Origin of the sequence: Brevibacterium sp. GP-SGM9 (assembly GCF_047300845.1) — a bacterium.
Taxonomy (GTDB): Bacteria; Actinomycetota; Actinomycetes; order Actinomycetales; family Brevibacteriaceae; genus Brevibacterium.
In genome coordinates this window covers 470,278-488,596 of the sequence record NZ_CP178563.1, presented here as the reverse complement: position 1 = coordinate 488,596, position 18,319 = coordinate 470,278, and the positions used below count along the sequence as shown (strand labels likewise).

The following is an 18,319-nucleotide window of genomic DNA, read 5'->3' as shown; positions in this document are numbered from 1 at the left end:
GACCACCCTCCATACTAATTGGCCCCAGGTGAAGACGTGATGTCGTTCATGTTTCGGGCATGTTTCCTGAGGATCCGTCCAGGGTTCACTTCGGTAGGCTGGGACCGTGATTGATCGTGATGACCTCGGGTCTTGGCTGGATGGCCCCAAAATCGAGCGAGAGCCCGGAGACTGGCCGGGCAAGCGTCTCGGACTGCCCGAGTCGGGCCGGCACTCTCTGGCACCGGCGTGGCGGCGGATACTGGCCCTCCTCGTGGACTGGCTGATGTGTCTGGCGATCGCCAACGTCATCGACTCCGGGAACCCGTTCCTGGCTCCGGGCATCTTCGCGCTCGAGCAATTCCTGCTGGTGGCCACGCTGGGCTACTCGGTCGGTCACCGGATCTTCGGCATCGAGGTCCGCCGCCTCGACGGTCATGTGCCCGGACTGCTCAAGTCCCTCATCCGCGCGGTCCTCGTCGTGCTCGTCATTCCCGCGCTGATCTTCGACCGCGACAATCGTGGCCTGCACGATCTCGCGGCCGGCACCGTGATCCTCCGCCGCTGACTCGCCACTGGTCCGTCCCTCCATCGGATCGAGCCCTCCCGTCAGCCGGATCGAACCCTCCCAAAGCCGGGCCGAGCCGTCCAGCGATTGTGCCGAGCCGCCCCAGAGGCCTGAGTGCAACGCGAAGCTCGAAGAAGTCGTCACTGGTGGCGACTTTTTCCGATCCCACGTTGATCGAGCCGTCTCACTCGCGCTGACTCAGCCGCTTCACGCGCATTGACAGACCCGCTCTGCCACGCGAAAACCGGTCACGAAAAGGGCACCGACTCGATGATGAGTCGGTGCCCTTTTCGCTGGCGGTCGGCGGATCAGCGTCCGCGCATGGCCTTGTGGTTCGGGCGGGCCTTGTTCGGATCGACGCCCTTCGGGATCGGGGGACGAGTGCCCTGGCTGCCGAGAGCGGCGAGACGATTGCGCACGGCGAGCACCTCGGCGCGGTTGAGCTTGCGCGGCAGCTTCTGCACGGTGGGAACCACCTGCTTCATCGTCAGCTGACCCTCTTCCTTACCACCCTGGAAGGTGTGGACGGGGACGTTGGGGAGGATGCGCTCGTGGCGCTTCTTCTCCTTGGCCAGCAGCTTCGCACTGCGAGCCTTCGGCCCTTCGCTGAGCAGCACGACGCCGGAGCGCCCCGTGGAGCGGAAGACCAGATCGCGGCTCTTCGGGTCGATGGCGATCGGTTTGTCATCCATGAGGTAGCCGCGGCGAGCGGTGTTGAGGACGGCGCCGAAGGCCCCCGGCTGTCCCTCCATCTGCGCAAATGCAGCGGTTTCCGCGAATCGTCCGAGCATGAACATGCCCAGGAGGAGTCCGAGCATGAATCCGAGGATCGTGGTGAAGATCGCCGTGGTGCCGCCGATGAGCAGACCGACGAGGAGACCGATGAGCGTGAGGCCCAGGATCGCGGCAGCCAGCAGCCACGGGGTGGCCTTGTTGTGCTTGGCCGCCAGTTCGTAGACCTGACGCATCTGCGCCAGCCGACCCGGCTTCTTGTTCGGATCCTTGGGCTTGCGTCGGAACAGTCCCTTGCGCGGTTCTTCGCTCATTCTCTCACTTGCTCTTGAAGGGCTTCGTCACGTCACGGACGGGATCCGGACGCACTCATTGCTCAGCAGACAAGTCTACCTCTTCGCCGGCGCCGAACATATCCACAACCGCCTGGGCTTCCTGCTTCGCGGGGGTGTGCTTGTCCAGATGGGCGAGATGGTCGGGGATCTTCTCGCCGCGGTGGCGCATCGCGGTGGCCCACAGGCGACCGGCGCGGTAGGACGAACGGACCAGCGGACCGGACATGACTCCGAGGAAGCCCATCTCCTCGGCGGCATCGCGGAGCATCACGAAGTCCGCGGGTTTGACCCACCGGGTCACCGGGTGGTGCCTGGGGGAGGGCCGCAGGTACTGGGTGATCGTGATGAGATCGCAGCCGGCATCGTGGAGGTCCTGCAGGGCGGAGATGATCTCATCGTTCGACTCCCCCATTCCCAGGATGAGGTTCGACTTCGTGATCAGACCCGCCTCCCTGGCCTGGGTGATCACCGACAGCGAGCGTTCGTACCGGAACGCCGGGCGGATCCGCTTGAAGATGCGGGGCACGGTCTCCACATTGTGGGCAAGCACCTCGGGGCGGGAGGAGAAGACCTCCGCGAGCTGGTCCGGCTTGGCGTTGAAGTCCGGGATGAGCAGCTCGACGCCCGTGCCGCGACCGTCGACGTAGGAGAGGTCGTGGATCTGTCGGACCGTCTCGGCGTACAGCCAGGCCCCGCCGTCGGACAGGTCGTCGCGGGCGACACCGGTGATCGTCGAGTAGCGCAGACCCATCTCTCCCACCGAGGCGGCCACGCGGCGCGGTTCGTCCGCGTCGAAGTCAGCTGGCTTCCCGGTGTCGATCTGGCAGAAGTCGCAGCGCCGCGTGCACTGCTCACCGCCGATGAGGAAGGTCGCCTCTCGATCTTCCCAGCACTCGAAGATGTTCGGACATCCCGCCTCCTCGCAGACCGTGTGCAGATCCTGCTTGCGCACGAGCGACTTGAGAGACGAGTATTCGGGGCCGATATGGGCCTTGGCTTTGATCCAAGCCGGCTTGTCCTCGATCGGAGTCTCCGAGTTGCGTGCCTCGACACGAAGCATGCGGCGGCCTTCTGGCGCAATCGTCACGTCTGTTCTCCTAGGCTGTGATGGTCTCGTGCAGGATTTCGTCGAGTCGGGCGGCGACGTCCTCCGGAGTCACCGGGCGTCCGAGTTCGGCGCTGATGGTCGTGGTGTCGGCATCGGGAATGCCGCAGGGAACGATGGCGTCATAGGCGCCGAGGTCATTGCTGCAGTTGAGCGCGAGACCGTGCATGGTCACGCCCTCGTGGATGCGGATCCCGATCGCCCCGATCTTGCGGTCGCGTCGCAGCTCGTCTCCGAGCAGCCAGACACCGGCCCGTCCTTCGACCGTGGTGGCCGCGATTCCGTATTCGGCAAGGAGCGCGATCATCGCGTCCTCGAGCTGAGAGACGAAGAGGCGGACCTCTTTGGGATCATTGAGCTTGTAGATGAAGTAGGCGACGAGCTGGCCCGGGCCATGCCACGTGATCTTGCCCCCGCGGTCGACGTCGACCACCTCGGTGCCGTCAGTGGGACGCTCGTGATCCTCGGTGCGTTTGCCCGCCGTGTACACCGGCGAGTGTTCGAGCAGCAGGATCGTCGAGGGACGAGACCCGGCGAGCACTTCTTCGTGATATCTCTTCTGCAGGTCCCAGGTTCGCCGGTAGTCCGAGAGGACCGGTGCGAAGCCGAGTACTTCTGTGGCCAGTGGCATGCTCCCACACTATGTCTCTTGTTACAGGGGTTCAATTTCTCCCACAATGAGCCTCGACACCTTCGGCGCGGAGTGAAGCATTGACATCCAAGAAGGATTCGGCCACCATTAAACAACAGCAAACGCGAATAAATGGCATCAATGGAGATGACGAAGAATGACGTGGGAGTTCCATGCGACCGTGTCCGATGGCATCCATCGACTGCTCGATCGGCAGGGCGCAGTCACCTGGGGCATCGAGCACGACGGCTTCGACGTCGATCATCCCACCGCCATGGGCACCGCCGAGGTGGGGCTGCCGACCGGAACGACCGAAGTGCTGCTGGTACCCCCGCTGCCCGGCGGATTGGTACTCGACACCGTCCGCTCCTACCAGGGACTGACCGAGGGGGAGCTGTGCACCCTGTTCCTCGGCGTCTTCGATGAACTCCTCACCGTCGCTGCGCCGGAATCGCGCTTGTGTCTTCAAGCCATCGGGCTCGCCGCCGACGGGCGACCGCGCATCATCCCCGGCATCTCCCAGCCGCCCCTGCCCTCGAACCGTCGGGCGATCGGGGAGATGCTCTACCACGCCAGCCACGGCCGCCCCTGGGCCGAGAGCCTCCTGCCGGTCAATATCGCCCTGGACCGCTGTTCGCCCGCCCTGCGCGCGCTCGTTGCCGAACTGCTCGATGAGAGCGTCCCCGCAGGGCCTCTCACCGATACGATCGCCGAGGTGGGCGAGGCGCTCCGCGGATTGAGCGCGCCGAGTGCGCTGCCGCTGCTGCCTGCCGAGCGCGATCTCGATCCCGGTCAGGCGCTGACGGCGCGCCTGCGTGCGGCGAACGGGCACTCTCCCGCGCGCATCGCGGATCCTGCACCTGATCTGCATGCGGCAGCACAGCGCGGCGGCAGTCCAGATGGACCGGGGGAGGGCTCGGTGATCGGGACGACGAGTCCTGGTCGCCGATCTCGGGTGGGACAGGCTCCCGATTCGGCCGCACGACTCCGCGAGGCAAGTCGGAGCGGTGGGGTGCGGACTCGACGCGGGCGGACGGAGACCAGACGGGCACGACCTGGTCGACGCCACTTCACAAACATGCTCGAATGGGCGCAAGCGCAGGCGACGGGCCTCGCAGGGCGCCTCACCCGCGGCCGACGGCTGCCGGTGATCCTCGCCGTGTGCCTGACGCTCATCGGGGCGGCCGTGCTGGTGCAGTCGCTCGGCGAGGATGAGAGTGCCACCCCTGCGCGAGCGAGCACCGATGCCGATCCTGCGTCCGGCCGGGACGCGGATTCCCCGACCACCGCCACCACCGCGAGCAGCGGTGCCGGTGACGCCGCGGTTCCCACCGACGAGGACATCGTCGAGGTGCTCGCGGAACTGTGTGAGCGGCGCGCGGCGGCGTTGAGCGAGGGGGACGGCGACGCGCTGCGCGAACTCACCGTTCCGGGCTCCACGGCAGCGCTGGCCGATGAACTCATCGACGTCGCAGCTTTTGCAGGGACCGACTACGGCATTGAACTCAGCGACGTCCGGGTCGTGGAGAAGACCGTCGATGCCGTGCGTGCGAGTGCGACGATGACCAGCACGGCGGAGGGTGGGGACCAGACGAGCTTCGAACCCACCGCGGTCGAGTTCGAACTCACCCTCAAAGGCTCCGAATGGAAGATCTCGGCGGTCCGAGAGCTCGCCGACGACACGGAGCGGTAAATGGTCCCAAGGGAGTGGCGAGCGGTTCCACGGGAGCGGTGAATGCCCCGAGGGGCCGACCACATCGTGGTCGACCCCTCGGTCTCGCTGCAGGCGCTGCCTCGAATCAGAGCTCGAGGTCTGCCTCGAAGTTGCCCTCTTCCAGGCGAGCCTTGATGGTCTGCAGGAAGCGTCCTGCATCCGCACCGTCGACGAGCTGGTGGTTGTAGGTCAGCGGCAGGTAGACCATGTCGCGGATCGCGATCGATTCCTCACCATCGGCCGTCTTGACCACGATCGGCCGGCGCACGATCGCACCGGTGCCGAGGATGCCCATCTGCGGCTGGTTGATGATCGGGGTATCGAACAGCGCACCCACCGAACCGATGTTGGTCACCGTGAACGTGCCGCCGGAGAGCTCATCCGGCTGGATCTTGGTGTTCCGGGTCCGGTCGGCGACATCGTCGATGGCCTTCGAGAGCCCGGCGATGCTGAGCTCTCCCGCATCCTTGATCACGGGCACCAGCAGTCCGCGCGGCGTGTCGACCGCGACGGCCAGATGCTCATGATCGAAGTAGGTGATCTGCTGCGATTCGAGGTCGTACTGCGCGTTGACCTTCGGGTGCACCTTGAGTGCCTCGACGATCGCCTTCGCGAAGAACGGCAGGTACGTCAGCTTCGACCCGTGCTTGGACTGGAACGCTTCCTTGTTCGCCTTGCGCAGCTTGGCCACGCGGGTCATATCGACCTCGACGACCTGGGTCAGCTGAGCGGAGACCTCGAGCGATTCGCTCATCCGCTTGGCGATGGTCTGCCGGATCCGCGAAGCCTTCTCCGTGGTGCCGCGCAGCTTCGCAGCCTCCTCGGGGATCTCGAGCTTGAACGGCTCCTTCGCACCACCGGCCGCGGAAGCGCCGCCTGCGGCGGGTGCCGCCGGAGCAGATCCGCGGTTGGCGGCAGCGGCCAGGACGTCCTGCTTGCGGATGCGTCCGCCGACACCGGTGCCGGTGACCGAGGCGAGGTCGACGCCCTCATCGCGAGCCAGTCGGCGCACGAGCGGGGTGACGTAGGCGGCGTTCTCACCGACGGTCTCGGCGGCGGCCGGAGACGAAGACTGAGCAGCAGGGGCCTTGGCCTCTGTGGGCTCTTCGGCCTGTGCCGCAGACGCGTCCTGAGCAGATTCGGCGGCCGGGGCCTTCTCCTCTGCTGCGGGAGCCTTCTCCTCGGCGGACTCGGCCTGTGCCGGAGCAGCCTCGGCGGGTGCCTCTTCAGCCGAGGCCTTCTCCTCGGCAGCCGGAGCCTTGGTGGAGGACTCTTCGGCCGGAGCCTGCGAGGCAGAGGAATCCTCGGACGGAGCGCCGGAGCCGATGCGCGCCAGCGGGGCACCCACCTCGACGGTTTCGTCCTCTTCGGCGAGATGAGCCTGGACGACACCGGCGACGGGGGAGGGAACCTCGGTGTCGACCTTGTCGGTGGACACCTCGAGGAGAGGTTCGTCGACCTCGATCTCCTCACCGACTTCTTTGAGCCAGCGGGTGACGGTTCCCTCGGTCACGGACTCGCCCAGTGCGGGCATCGTGATCTCGGTTCCCTCACCGTCTGAATCGGACGAGGCGGGCGCAGACTCGGCGGAGTAGTCCGCGGACTCCTCTGTCTCGGCTGCCGGTGCTTCCTCGGCGGGCGCTTCCTCGGCTGCGGGCTCTTCGGCGGACTCGTCGGCCGAGTCATCGGCCGGAGCCGAATCATCGGAGCCGCTGCCGTCGCCGATGTAGGCGAGATCTCCGCCGACCTCAACGACATCGTCTTCGTCGGCGAGGATCTTCTCCAGGGTGCCGGCGTAAGGGCTGGGGATCTCGGTGTCGACCTTGTCGGTCGAGACCTCGAGCAATGGTTCGTCTACTTCGACTTCGTCTCCGACGGATTTCAGCCAGCGTGTGACTGTTCCTTCGGTCACCGACTCACCGAGAGCCGGCATCTGCACGGAATTCGACATGTCTTTCGTCTCCTCGGATCTTATGAGTGGAAGTGCAGGGGTTTGCCGGCGAGAGCCAGGTGGGCTTCGCCGAGTGCTTCATTCTGCGTCGGGTGCGCGTGAATGAGTTGCGCCACTTCCTCTGGGAATGCTTCCCAGTTGACGATCAGTTGGGCCTCTCCGGCCTGTTCGCTCAGGCGGGCGCCGATGCCGTGGATGCCGACGACCGGTCCGTCCTTCTCGCGGATGACCTTGATCAGGCCGGTGGTGCCCAGGATGACCGACTTGCCGTTGCCGCCGAGGTTGTACTCGAGGGCTTCGACGCTGTCCGCTCCGTACTTCTCCTCGGCCTGTGCTGAGGAGAGACCGACCGAGAAGATCTCGGGTTCGCAGTAGGTGACGCGGGGGATGCCCGATTCGACGACGGGTGCCGGGTTGAGTCCGGCGATTTCCTCGGCGATGAAGATGCCCTGACCGAAGGCACGGTGTGCCAGCTGGAGTCCGGGAACGATGTCGCCGCAGGCGTAGATGTTGCCGACGCCGGTGTGGAGGCGCTCGTTGGCGAGCACGAATCCGCGGTCCATCGGGATGCCCTGCTCCTCGAAGCCGAAGCCATCGGTGACGGGTCCGCGGCCGACCGCGACGAGGAGGTACTCGGCCTCGAGGGTCGAGCCGTCTTCGAGGGTCACCTTGACGCCGTCGGCCGTCTCCTCGACGCCCTTGAACATGACGCCGAGCTTGAAGCCGATCTTGCGCTTCTTGAAGGCCCGCTCGAGGTTCTTCGAGATTGTCTCGTCCTCATTGGCCACGAGGTGCTTGAGGCCTTCGACGATGGTGACATCGGCTCCGAAGGAATTCCAGACGCTGGCGAATTCGACGCCGATGACGCCGCCGCCGAGGACGATCGCCGACTTCGGGACCTTGTGCAGCTGCAGAGCTTCGGTGCTGGTGAGCACGCGCTCGGTGATGTCGAGACCGATCGTCTTCGAGGTGGAGCCGGTCGACAGCAGGACGTTCGTGCCCTTGACCGTGTGGTTGCCGTCCTCACCGGTGACCTCGACGGTGTCCTTGCCGGCGAGCTTGCCGGTGCCGAAGTAGGTGTCGATGCCGCGGGCCTTGACCAGACCCTGCAGTCCCTTGTAGTTGCGGGAGATGACAGTGTCTTTGTAGTCGAGCACCTTGTCGATGTCGATGCCCTTGAACTCGGCCTGGATGCCGAAGGTCTCCGATTCCTTGGTCGCGTCGGCGACCTCGGCGGCGTGCAGAAGCGCCTTCGTCGGAACGCATCCGCGGTGCAGACATGTGCCGCCAACCTTGTCGCGTTCGATCAAAGCAACCTTCATGTCGAGCTCTGCGGCACGCAGAGCCGCGGCATAGCCGCCGGTCCCGCCACCCAGGACGACAAGGTCGTAGGTCAATGAATCACTCACGGATTACTCCTCGTAGCTGTGAATAAGACTGCGGTACGCAGCTTTCCCTCTTATCTTTCCACTTTTCTCAGCAGGCGCGAAAGCACACGCTGTCTGTTTGACCACAGGTGGTCATGATCACCTTGATTTCGACAGCATGTAGAATCATCCGCTCAGTCTCGCGCCTTCGCGGTCTCGATCAGCGTCCGGACCGCGGCGCCCGTGGCCGCAACCGGGGTGTAGCCGAAGGCGGAGCCGGTGTTGAAGCTCGGGCCGGCGATGTCCACATGGGCCCAGTTCGTGTCCTCGGCGACGAATTCCTGCAGGAATGCCGCCGCGGCGAGCATGCCGCCGGAGCGCGGACCGGAGTTCTTCAGGTCCGCCGAGGTGGAGTCGAAGCCTGCGAGCATCTCCTCGGGGATCGGCATCGCCCACATGTTCTCACCGGCGGCCGTCGCCGAGGCCGTGACCTGTTCCCGGGCCGCCTCGGCGCCCATGACTCCTGAAGTCCGGTCTCCGAGGGCGACGACCTGGGCCCCGGTGAGGGTGGCGACGTCGATGAGCAGGTCCGGCTTCTCCGCATCCGCGTCGGCCAGAGCGTCGGCGAGGACGAGGCGGCCTTCGGCGTCTGTGTTAGTGACCTCGACGGTCTTGCCGCTGCGCATGTGAAGCACATCGCTGGGGCGCTGTGCCGAGGAGCCGGGCATGTTCTCGGCCAGGGGCAGCCAGGCGGTGGCTCTGACGTCGAGTCCCAGGTCGGCGATGCCGAAGACGGCCTGGACCACAGCGGCGGCTCCGGCCATGTCGGACTTCATGTCCTCCATGCTCTTCGCGGGCTTGAGCGAGAGGCCGCCCGAGTCGAAGGTGATGCCCTTGCCGACGAGGCTGATGTGGCGTTTGGCGCCCTTCGAGGCGTATTCGACCTTGACCAGACGCGGGCCCCGGGTCGATCCCTGGCCGACTCCGATGAGTCCTCCGTAGCCGCCGGCGAGGAGTTCCTTCTCGCCGAGCACCGTGACCTTGAGCCCGCGGTCCTTCGCCTGTGCCTTGACGATCTGGGCGAAGGATTCGGGGTAGAGATCGAGCGGGGGAGTGTTGACCAGGTCGCGTGCCCGGTTCGTCGCCTCGGCGATGATCGTGCCGCTGCTGTGAGCGGAGGAGAAGGCCTTGCCCTTGGGGCCGAGGACGGTGACGGTGCCGGGCACCTTGCCCTCGCTGCGGTAGTCGAGGAATCGGTACGCACCGAGGCCGGCGCCCACGGTGACTGCTTCGACTGCTTCGGGGGTGGCGACGGGCAGCGCAAGGGCGATCGACGCTGCTCCGTCCAGGCCGCGCAGGGCATTGCCCGCGGCACGGCGCAGCGACTCATGTGCGGTCTCGGCCGCGGCGCCGGGATCGAAGGAGCCGATTCCGACGAGCAGGATGCTCTCAGCGGAGAAGCCCTTGGGGGCGGGAACTCGAGCGGTGGCACCCGCCTTGCCGCGGAATTCGATCGCACGGGCCGCGTCCTCGATTCCGGTGCGCGCCGCCTTTGCGCTGTCGAGTCCGAGGACGGATCCTTCGGAGACTGCCAACACGAGAACGGAGGCGGTGGCCTTCACGGGTGTTGTCGAGGAATAGCTGCTGGGGGTGGATGCACCGGCCATGTGGTCCCTTTCAATCGTCTTCGAGCGTTGCTTCGATCCTAATGCCAAACTACGGCGGATGCGGAAAGGGTGAGGACTTCTGGCATATTCTGGTCTGCGTGTACTCTCTGATCTTCAAACTCCTCTTCGTCCCGATGGATGCCGAGCGCGCGCATCATCTCTCGTTCTCTGCGCTGCGCATCATCGATCGCATCCCGGTCCTCAATCGCCTGCTCCGCTTGGTTCTGGGCGGTCGCACACGCCGCCCGGTCGAGGTGCTCGGACTGCCGTTCCCCAATCGGCTGGGCCTGGCCGCAGGGTTCGACAAGAACGGGGAGGGGGTCCGGGCCCTCTCGGCGATGGGCTTCGGCCATATCGAGGTCGGCACGATCACCGCACACGCTCAGCCGGGCAATGATCGCCCGCGGCTGTTCCGTCTGCGTGAGAGCTTCGCCCTGCTCAACCGGATGGGATTCAACAATCAGGGGGCCAGACAGGCGTCATTCAACATCGCCGCTCAGCGTCGGGCCATCGCGGCACTGCCGAAACGGGATCGCCCGATCATCGGGGTCAACATCGGCAAGACCAAGCTCGTCGATGCCGTCGACGCCGTGGAGGACTACGCCGCATCGACGCGCGTCCTGGCCGGCTCGGCGGACTATCTCGTCATCAACGTGAGTTCGCCGAACACCCCTGGGCTGCGGGATCTGCAGTCCGCGACCAGCCTCGAACCGATCATCGATGCCGTCCGCTCCACCGCCGCCGAGGTGGTCGAGACTCCGCGTTCAACGCTCGGTCATGTGCCCCTGCTGGTCAAGATCGCTCCCGATCTCGCCGATGCTGACGTCGTCGAGATCTGCCGACTGGCGATCCGGTCAGGCGTCGACGGTCTCATCACGACGAACACCACGATCGATCGTGATGTGCTCGACGGCCGCGACGCCGCTTTCGCCCGCGGCGAAGCGGGAGGCATCTCCGGTCGTCCTCTGGCGCAGCGCTCACTCGAGGTGCTGCGACTGGTCAAGGCGACGGTCGGCGACGAGCTGTCGGTCATCTCCGTCGGCGGCATCAGCGATGCCAATGACGTTCGGGCACGACTGGCCGCCGGAGCCGACCTCGTCCAGGTCTACTCGGAGCTGATCTACTCGGGGCCGTTCTGGCCGGGCCGAATCATCCGCGACTCGACCCCGACCTCACTGCTCACTCGGGGTACTGGCGCCGTTTGACCTGCGGCTTGGGCATGCGCAGAGGACGAAGCTGAACGCTGCGCATGATCGCGTAGAAGGTCAGTCCGCGCTCCATCTCACCGAACTTCGCACGCAGGCGACCCTTGAGGATGTAGTTGAGGATGAATCCGTCGAGGATGATCAGGACGAGCAGTCCCCACACCGCATAGGTGAAGTACTGCTGGATCTGCACCGGCTGGGTGAAGGCGATGACGAGGATGAGGATCGCCGCCGGGATGAAGATCTCGCCGATCGAGAACCGGGCGTCGATGTAGTCGCGGACGTAACGGCGCTGCGGGCCTTTGTCGCGGCGGGTGAGGTACTTCTCCTCACCGTTCATCATGCCGATCCGGGCGCGGTCGCGGTCCTTGCGCTGGGCCTCCTTGGCCTTCTGGTTCGCGACCTTGCGATCCTTCGAGACCAGCGGCTGTCTGCGCACCGACTCCTGCTGGCTGCGCTTGGGCGTTGGCCGCCCCTTCTTCTGCTCCGCTTCTCGCTGCGGAGCGGGGTCTGCGCGCGCGGCATCGTCGTTCACGGGCTGTTTGTCGGAGGATTGCGCATCCTCGTGAGTCTTTCTGCTTCCGAACACCTGATGAATACTACCGTTGGAGAATGAGCGAATCGACTTCAGCGCCTGAGAGCGCGCAATTGCATGCCGAACTCGACACCATCTTCGATGATGTCCTCACCCGTCTCACCGAGCTCGTGGCCATCCCGTCCGTCGCCTGGCCGAGCTTCGATCCGACGAATGTCCGCTCCAGCGCCGAGGCGGTCGCGGCCCTGGCCCGTGAGCTCGGCCTCGAGGTGGACATCCTCACCGCGGCCCAGCCCGATGGCAGCGAGGGCTACCCGGCCGTCGTCGCCTCGGTGCCGGCTCCGGAGGGCGCACCCACTGTCCTTCTCTACGCCCACCACGATGTGCAGCCTCCGGGGCGGTCCGAGGACTGGAACACCGAGCCCTTCGCCGCCACCCGGGTGGGGGACCGGCTCTACGGTCGCGGCGCCGCCGATGACAAGGCGGGCATCATGGTCCACCTCACCGCTCTGCGGCTGCTGGCGGACAACCTCGGCGTCGGTGTCACCCTGTTCTTCGAAGGCGAGGAGGAAGCGGGCAGCCCGAGCTTCCGCAATTTCCTCGATACCTACCGCGACCGTCTCGCCGCCGATGTCATCGTCGTCGCCGACTCGGGCAACTGGGCCGCGGGGACACCGGCGCTGACGACGAGCCTGCGGGGCATGTGCGCCGTGGAATTCGAGATCTCCACGCTCGACCATGCCGTGCATTCCGGCATGTACGGAGGAGTGGTGCCCGATGCGATGCTCGCCATGACGCGCGTGCTCGCAAGCCTCCACGACGAGAACGGGTCCGTGGCGGTCGAGGGCCTCAAGGCCGAGACGCACAGCGACATCGACTACGACGAAGCCACGATCCGCACCGACTCGGGCCTGCTCGAGACGAGCTCACTCATCGGCTCGGGGTCGTTGGCCTCGCGACTGTGGACCCAGCCGTCGATCACGGTCATCGGCCTCGACATTCCGGATGTGGCGGTGTCATCGAACACCCTGCAGTCGAGTCTCAGGGCGAAGCTCTCGATCCGGCTCGCTCCGGGGGACACTCCGGAGAATGCCGCAGCCGCAGTGGAGAGGCACCTGCGTGCCAACCTGCCCTTCGGTGCGACGCTGAACATCGGCGACACCGAGGGCGGCAGCCCATGGCAGGCGGATCTCTCCGATCCTGTGGTCAAGACCGCGCGGCAGGCACTCACGGACGCCTGGGAGAAGGAATCGGTGACCATGGGCATCGGCGGCTCGATTCCATTCATCGCGGACCTGCTCGAGGTTTTCCCCTCAGCTTCGATCCTCGTCACCGGCGTCGAAGACCCGGACGCACGGGCCCACAGTGCCAACGAGTCCCTGTATCTGCCCGACTTCAAGTCCGCCATCGTCGCCGAAGCGTTGCTGCTGCACCGGCTCGCCCCCGGATCGTGAGCGCAGACGCGCGAAGATGACACCGCGGGAATACGGATTGCCCTGTCGACGTTGTCTGCGGTGTAGCCTGGGACCAGCACCGAAATAAGGAGTAACCATGACTGTGACGAAAGAAGCCGAGGCGACTCACGAGGTCGAGCTCTCCGACACGGCGGCCGACAAGGTTCGCAGCCTGCTGCAGCAGGAGGGTCGCGATGACCTGCGTCTGCGCGTGGCCGTGCAGCCCGGTGGCTGCTCCGGTCTGATCTACCAGCTGTACTTCGACGAGCGCCACCTCGACGGTGACGCCGTGCGCGACTTCGACGGCGTCGAGGTCATCGTCGACCGGATGAGCGTGCCCTACCTCAACGGTTCGACGATCGACTTCTCGGACACGATCGAGAAGCAGGGGTTCACCATCGACAACCCGAACGCCGGCGGATCCTGCGCCTGCGGCGACTCGTTCCACTGATCGTCTTCGGCTGAACCGAGGACACCACCGAAATGGACCTGGAGGATCTGCGTGCCGTGTCGTACACGGCCACGCAGGACCAGGTCCTTTCGTCGTATCGGGCCGGTCTCTTCCCCATGGGCATCGGTGCCGGCGGGACGGGCCGGATGGGCTGGTGGGCACCGCGACGGCGCGGATTGCTGCTGCCTGATGCCCTGCGCGTCTCCAAGAGTCTGCGCAAGTCGATGCGCCACTTCGACTTCACCGTCGATGCCGCCTTCGACGAGGTGATCCGCGCCTGCGCGGACCCCGATCGTCCGGGCGCCTGGATCACCGAGGAGATCATCGGCCTCTATACCGGCCTGCACCGCGAGGGCTGGGCCCACTCCGTGGAGGTCTGGGCGGATGGTGAACTCGTCGGCGGCCTCTACGGGGTCGCAATCGGGTCCTTCTTCGCGGGCGAATCGATGTTCCACACCCGCACGGACGCGTCCAAAGCCGCCCTCGCGCACCTCGTATCGGTCCTCGACGGCACCTCGCAGACCGCAGTTTCACAGACTCGCTCAGCGTTGCCGCAGACCATCTCGGCGTCGCCTCGGACCACTCCGGACGGCACCGCTGATGACACGGCTGCTGGCGGGCCCACCTCGGCGGATGGGGCATTCCCGGAGCAGCGCTGGCTCATCGATACGCAGTGGCAGACGCCACATCTGGCCGCCCTCGGCGTGTCGGAGATCGGGGGACTGGAGTACTCCGCACGGCTAGATTCCGCGCTCCGCGGCCAGCGCTGTCAGCTTATTCTCAACAAATGAACATCTGCATGTGAATTTCTACCGCCTGTAGCGGTAGTCTTGGGGATGACAGAGTAAGAACTCGTCTTCCGGCCTGTCCGGAGGCGAAGAAGGTTGTGAAAGGCTGCACGTGGATTCTCCGAATCAGTCAGGACCGCAGCGGTCCTGGGCGAAGCGGCTCGGCATTCTCAGCGCCGTGTTGATACCGGCGTTGCTATCGGGTTGCACGAAAGAGCAGATCGCCACAGGATTCTTCCCCGTCGAATCGAAGGGTGCCACCAACCACACTGAGGCGTACACCGCCCTGTGGAACGGCGGCTGGATCGCCCTGATGATCGTCGGTTTGATCGTGTGGGGCCTCATCCTGTGGGCAATGGTCGCCTACCGCCGACGCAAGAACGATCGCGGTCTGCCCGTGCAGATGCGCTACAGCATGCCGATCGAGATCCTGTTCACCGTGACTCCGGTGGTTCTGGTCCTCGGCTTCTTCTTCCAGAGCGTGCAGGTCATGGAGAAGACCACCGATGACACCACGCCCGGAGAGCAGGTCATCGAGGTCGCAGCCAAGCAGTGGGCTTGGGACTTCAACTACGAGACCGAGAACGTGTACTTCGCCGGCACGCAGGCCCACCTCGACGGGACCGAAGGGCCGGGCGAGACCGCTCCGACCCTCTACCTTCCGGTCGACACCGACCTCGAGATCAGACTTCATTCACGCGACGTCATCCACTCCTTCTGGGTACCCGCCTTCCTCGAGAAGCGCGATATGATCCCCGGCCACGATCAGAGCCTCCATCTCCGTGCGGAGAAGGAAGGCGACTACGTCGGCAAGTGCGCCGAGCTGTGCGGTGAGTACCACTCGGAGATGCTCTTCAACGTGAAGGTCGTTTCGAAGGACGAATTCGCCGAATACACCAAATCACTCGCCGATGATGGCAACACCGGCCAGCTCGGACCCGAGTTCGATCGCAACTGGTACCCGAAAGAAGGTGCTGAACAATGACCGCAACAACGAATCAGGCGGTTCTTGACGCGCCCGTTGTTCCGCGGAGCAAGGGCAAGATCATCGTCGACTGGATCACGTCGACCGACCACAAGACGATCGGGTACATGTACCTCATCGGCTCGTTCTTCTTTTTCTGCGTCGGCGGTGTGATGGCCTTGGTCATCCGTCTCGAGCTCTTCGAGCCCGGTATGCAGATCATCGAGACCAAGGAACAGTACAACCAGCTGTTCACCATGCACGGCACACTCATGCTACTGATGTTCGCGACGCCGCTGTTCGCCGGATTCGCCAACGTCATCATGCCGTTGCAGATCGGCGCACCGGACGTGGCTTTCCCGCGACTCAACGCTTTCGCCTTCTGGCTCTACCTGTTCGGCAGCATCGTTGCGATCTCCGGCTTCCTCACCCCGCAGGGTGCGGCATCATTCGGTTGGACCGCCTATGCGCCATTGAGCAATACGACGTTCACTCCCGGTGCCGGCGGAAACCTGTGGGTCCTCGGCCTCGGCCTGCAGGGCTTCGGTACGATCCTCGGCTCGGTCAACTTCATCACCACCATCATCACGATGCGTGCACCGGGTATGACGATGTTCCGTATGCCGATCTTCAGCTGGAACGTCCTCATCACCGGCATCCTCGTGCTCATGGCCTTCCAGCCGCTGGCTGCCGCTCTGCTCGTCCTGGGAGCTGACCGCGTCTTGGGATCCCATGTGTTCAGTCCCGGCAACGGGGGGCCAGTTCTCTGGCAGCACCTGTTCTGGTTCTTCGGGCACCCCGAGGTCTATGTGATCGCCTTGCCCTTCTTCGGAATCATCACCGAGATCATCCCGGTCTTCAGCCGCAAGCCGGTGTTCGGCTACAAGGAGCTCGTCTTCGCGACCATCTCCATCGCCGCCCTGTCCGTGACGGTGTGGGCCCACCATATGTACGTCACGGGTGTGGTCGCATTGCCGTTCTTCGCCTTCATGACGATGCTCATCGCGATTCCGACCGGTGTGAAGTTCTTCAACTGGATCGGCACGATGTGGCGAGGATCCATCACCTTCGAAACACCGATGGTGTGGGCGATCGGATTCCTCGTGACCTTCCTCTTCGGCGGACTCACCGGTGTCATCCTGGCCAGCCCGGCGTTGGACCAGTCGGTCTCCGACTCCTATTTCGTCGTGGCTCACTTCCACTACGTGGTCTTCGGCACCGTGGTGTTCGCGATGTTCGGCGGATTCTACTTCTGGTGGCCCAAGTGGACCGGTCGGATGCTCAACGAGAAGCTCGGACAGATCCACTTCTGGATGCTGTTCATCGGCTTCCACGGCACCTTCCTCGTCCAGCACTGGCTCGGAGTCGACGGTATGCCTCGTCGCTATGCCGACTACCTGCCGCAGGATGGCTTCACCTGGATGAACCAGGTGTCGACCGTCGGTGCCCTCATCCTGGGTCTGTCCATGGTGCCGTTCTTCTGGAACGTGTGGATCACGGCGCGCAATGCACCGAAGGTCACCGTCGACGACCCCTGGGGCTACGGCGGATCCCTCGAGTGGGCGACCTCCTGCCCGCCCCCGCGTCACAACTTCACTTCGCTGCCCCGTATCCGTTCGGAGCGTCCGGCATTCGATGTCAACCACCCCGAACTGCTGGAGTACGCAGGTCACAGCCAGCCCGAACCTCAGCTGACCGGAGGTAGCGCCAAGTGAAATCCTCGATCTACGTCTTCAACCTCTGTGGAATCTTCTTCATGGCAGTAGGTGTGGTCTACGGCTTCTTCACCGACTTCACCGAGCTCGTCGGATTCCCCGCTCTTCTCCTCGTCGGCGTGATGGCACTGATGATCGGTGTCTACCTGTGGCTGACCGACCGACGCGTCGGTCGTCAGCCCCAGGACAGCGAGGATGCGGAGATCTCGGATGCGGATGCCGACTACGGCTTCTTCAGCCCGTGGAGCTGGTGGCCCATCGTCTGCGCCGGTGCCGCAGCGGTTTCGTTCTACGGAATCGCCATGGGCTGGTGGATCTTCCCCTTCGGTGCTGTGCTCGGTCTTGTGGCACTCGTCGGAATCTCCTACGAACATGATCGCGGCGATCACGCGCACTGATCTCACGGTGCGCAGCAGCATGGCGCACTGAACGGCTCACAGGCGGCCCGGACTCGATTGCGTCCGGGCCGCTTTGTGCTGTCTGCAGGTGCGCGCGGTCAGTGCCGATTCAGTCGTGCACAGTTCCGCGCCTCAGGGTCTGCCCCGGCGGTCGAGATTCGGCCCCAGAGGCTCCTGCACTCCGTGGGACCGGCAGAGGCGCTGCCCCGAGCTCTGTGACGTCTGTTGCGGCGCTGTGGCGCTCACTGAAGGCGCCCCACCGGTTCTGACCGGCCGTTGTCGCTGGGGCACCAGTCGCGAAGCTTCCAGTGTTGGCCGTGTACGGGCCGCTTCCAGTCACCGTTGAGACTCCAGCGGCACTCGTGACCGGTACAAGCCCGTCGAAGGGCCCAGCACTCGCTTGAAGGACCATGAGACCTGTTTGGAGTGCAGTGAGACCCATTGAAGAGCTGGGCACCCGCTCCACGCCTGTGGGAGTGTGAGTGTACGTCCACCGGAGCGCAACGCACCAGCAGCCTTGAGGCGTGCTCGGGCCCATATGCAACGACGGGCCCGTGACCAAGGGCCGCGGGAGAGCAGGCTGCGGACGGCGAAGACATCGCTGTCATCGGTGACCTCCCGGCCGCTGTGCCTGCGACGGGAGACCCGGATGTGTTGCGACGCGTTTGTACCGCCTGCACAACGGGCTCAGGGGCAGGGCGCTGGCGTTCTGCGGGAGACGGGGAATGTCGTCGCGTCGTGAGGTCCTCTGAGGCGAATT

Annotated in this window: 16 protein-coding genes; 9 read left to right on the top strand and 7 right to left on the bottom strand. The window is 64.9% G+C overall.

Going from position 1 to position 18,319, the window contains the following annotated elements:
- The first annotated feature begins 106 nt into the window (after positions 1–106).
- Positions 107–547, top strand: coding sequence for an RDD family protein (locus ACH82I_RS02135; RefSeq protein ID WP_230743955.1), 441 nt, complete (start codon positions 107–109; stop codon positions 545–547).
- A 308-nt stretch (positions 548–855) separates the two neighbouring features.
- On the opposite strand, the gene ACH82I_RS02130 is transcribed toward ACH82I_RS02135, so the two are convergent.
- Genes ACH82I_RS02130 through lipB form a run of 3 tightly spaced genes read right to left on the bottom strand, consistent with a single transcriptional unit; the run spans position 856 to position 3,350 of the window.
- Positions 856–1,593, bottom strand: coding sequence for a DUF4191 family protein (locus ACH82I_RS02130; RefSeq protein ID WP_230743956.1), 738 nt, complete (start codon positions 1,591–1,593; stop codon positions 856–858).
- Positions 1,594–1,648: 55 nt separating this feature from the next.
- Positions 1,649–2,701, bottom strand: a complete 1,053-nt coding sequence (lipA, locus tag ACH82I_RS02125) for a lipoyl synthase (RefSeq protein WP_230743957.1) — start codon at positions 2,699–2,701, stop codon at positions 1,649–1,651.
- 10 nt (positions 2,702–2,711) lie between these two features.
- Entirely contained in the window at positions 2,712–3,350 is a 639-nt protein-coding gene (gene lipB, locus ACH82I_RS02120) for a lipoyl(octanoyl) transferase LipB (protein ID WP_230743958.1), read from the bottom strand.
- Between the two features lie 157 nt (positions 3,351–3,507).
- Here lipB and ACH82I_RS02115 point away from each other — a divergent pair, with 157 nt between their 5' ends.
- Positions 3,508–5,043, top strand: coding sequence for a hypothetical protein (locus tag ACH82I_RS02115; protein WP_413335201.1), 1,536 nt, complete (start codon positions 3,508–3,510; stop codon positions 5,041–5,043).
- 106 nt (positions 5,044–5,149) lie between these two features.
- Here the strand turns inward: ACH82I_RS02115 and sucB are convergent, their stop codons facing one another.
- From sucB to ACH82I_RS02100, 3 genes are all read right to left on the bottom strand, one after another.
- Entirely contained in the window at positions 5,150–7,015 is a 1,866-nt protein-coding gene (sucB, locus tag ACH82I_RS02110; RefSeq protein WP_413335200.1) for a 2-oxoglutarate dehydrogenase, E2 component, dihydrolipoamide succinyltransferase, read from the bottom strand.
- A 20-nt stretch (positions 7,016–7,035) separates the two neighbouring features.
- Positions 7,036–8,424: a dihydrolipoyl dehydrogenase gene (gene lpdA, locus ACH82I_RS02105; RefSeq protein WP_413335198.1), complete on the bottom strand. Its 1,389-nt coding sequence runs from the start codon at positions 8,422–8,424 to the stop codon at positions 7,036–7,038.
- A gap of 152 nt (positions 8,425–8,576) precedes the next feature.
- The gene (locus tag ACH82I_RS02100; RefSeq protein ID WP_413335196.1) at positions 8,577–10,049 is read right to left on the bottom strand and encodes a leucyl aminopeptidase; all 1,473 of its coding nucleotides are present in this window, start codon (positions 10,047–10,049) and stop codon (positions 8,577–8,579) included.
- Between the two features lie 98 nt (positions 10,050–10,147).
- Here ACH82I_RS02100 and ACH82I_RS02095 point away from each other — a divergent pair, with 98 nt between their 5' ends.
- On the top strand, positions 10,148–11,254 hold the full coding sequence (locus ACH82I_RS02095; RefSeq protein ID WP_413335195.1) for a quinone-dependent dihydroorotate dehydrogenase: 1,107 nt from the start codon (positions 10,148–10,150) through the stop codon (positions 11,252–11,254).
- Here ACH82I_RS02095 and ACH82I_RS02090 read toward each other — a convergent pair.
- Positions 11,229–11,843, bottom strand: coding sequence for a DUF3043 domain-containing protein (locus ACH82I_RS02090; RefSeq protein WP_413335193.1), 615 nt, complete (start codon positions 11,841–11,843; stop codon positions 11,229–11,231). The genes ACH82I_RS02095 and ACH82I_RS02090 overlap by 26 nt on opposite strands.
- Positions 11,844–11,866: 23 nt before the next feature.
- Between ACH82I_RS02090 and ACH82I_RS02085 the strand changes: the two genes are divergently transcribed.
- From ACH82I_RS02085 to ACH82I_RS02060, 6 genes are all read left to right on the top strand, one after another.
- A complete protein-coding gene (locus ACH82I_RS02085) occupies positions 11,867–13,243 on the top strand; it encodes a dipeptidase (RefSeq protein WP_230743965.1) in 1,377 nt (458 codons plus the stop codon).
- A gap of 97 nt (positions 13,244–13,340) precedes the next feature.
- A complete protein-coding gene (locus ACH82I_RS02080) occupies positions 13,341–13,694 on the top strand; it encodes a HesB/IscA family protein (protein ID WP_230743966.1) in 354 nt (117 codons plus the stop codon).
- A gap of 32 nt (positions 13,695–13,726) precedes the next feature.
- Entirely contained in the window at positions 13,727–14,485 is a 759-nt protein-coding gene (aat, locus tag ACH82I_RS02075; RefSeq protein WP_413335190.1) for a leucyl/phenylalanyl-tRNA--protein transferase, read from the top strand.
- 109 nt (positions 14,486–14,594) lie between these two features.
- Positions 14,595–15,467, top strand: a complete 873-nt coding sequence (gene coxB / locus ACH82I_RS02070) for a cytochrome c oxidase subunit II (RefSeq protein ID WP_413335188.1) — start codon at positions 14,595–14,597, stop codon at positions 15,465–15,467.
- A complete protein-coding gene (gene ctaD, locus ACH82I_RS02065; RefSeq protein WP_230743969.1) occupies positions 15,464–17,161 on the top strand; it encodes a cytochrome c oxidase subunit I in 1,698 nt (565 codons plus the stop codon). Before coxB ends, ctaD begins: the two co-directional genes overlap by 4 nt.
- Positions 17,158–17,559, top strand: a complete 402-nt coding sequence (locus tag ACH82I_RS02060; protein WP_230743970.1) for a cytochrome c oxidase subunit 4 — start codon at positions 17,158–17,160, stop codon at positions 17,557–17,559. Before ctaD ends, ACH82I_RS02060 begins: the two co-directional genes overlap by 4 nt.
- The last annotated feature ends 760 nt before the right edge of the window (positions 17,560–18,319 follow it).

Coding starts and splice junctions, on each gene's coding strand:
- ACH82I_RS02130 (WP_230743956.1), bottom strand. CDS start 1,593: ATGAGCGAAGAACCGCGCAAGGGACTGTTCCGACGCAAGCCCAAGGAT.
- lipB (WP_230743958.1), bottom strand. CDS start 3,350: ATGCCACTGGCCACAGAAGTACTCGGCTTCGCACCGGTCCTCTCGGAC.
- ACH82I_RS02115 (WP_413335201.1), top strand. CDS start 3,508: ATGACGTGGGAGTTCCATGCGACCGTGTCCGATGGCATCCATCGACTG.
- sucB (WP_413335200.1), bottom strand. CDS start 7,015: ATGTCGAATTCCGTGCAGATGCCGGCTCTCGGTGAGTCGGTGACCGAA.
- ACH82I_RS02100 (WP_413335196.1), bottom strand. CDS start 10,049: ATGGCCGGTGCATCCACCCCCAGCAGCTATTCCTCGACAACACCCGTG.
- ACH82I_RS02085 (WP_230743965.1), top strand. CDS start 11,867: ATGAGCGAATCGACTTCAGCGCCTGAGAGCGCGCAATTGCATGCCGAA.
- ACH82I_RS02080 (WP_230743966.1), top strand. CDS start 13,341: ATGACTGTGACGAAAGAAGCCGAGGCGACTCACGAGGTCGAGCTCTCC.
- aat (WP_413335190.1), top strand. CDS start 13,727: ATGGACCTGGAGGATCTGCGTGCCGTGTCGTACACGGCCACGCAGGAC.
- ctaD (WP_230743969.1), top strand. CDS start 15,464: ATGACCGCAACAACGAATCAGGCGGTTCTTGACGCGCCCGTTGTTCCG.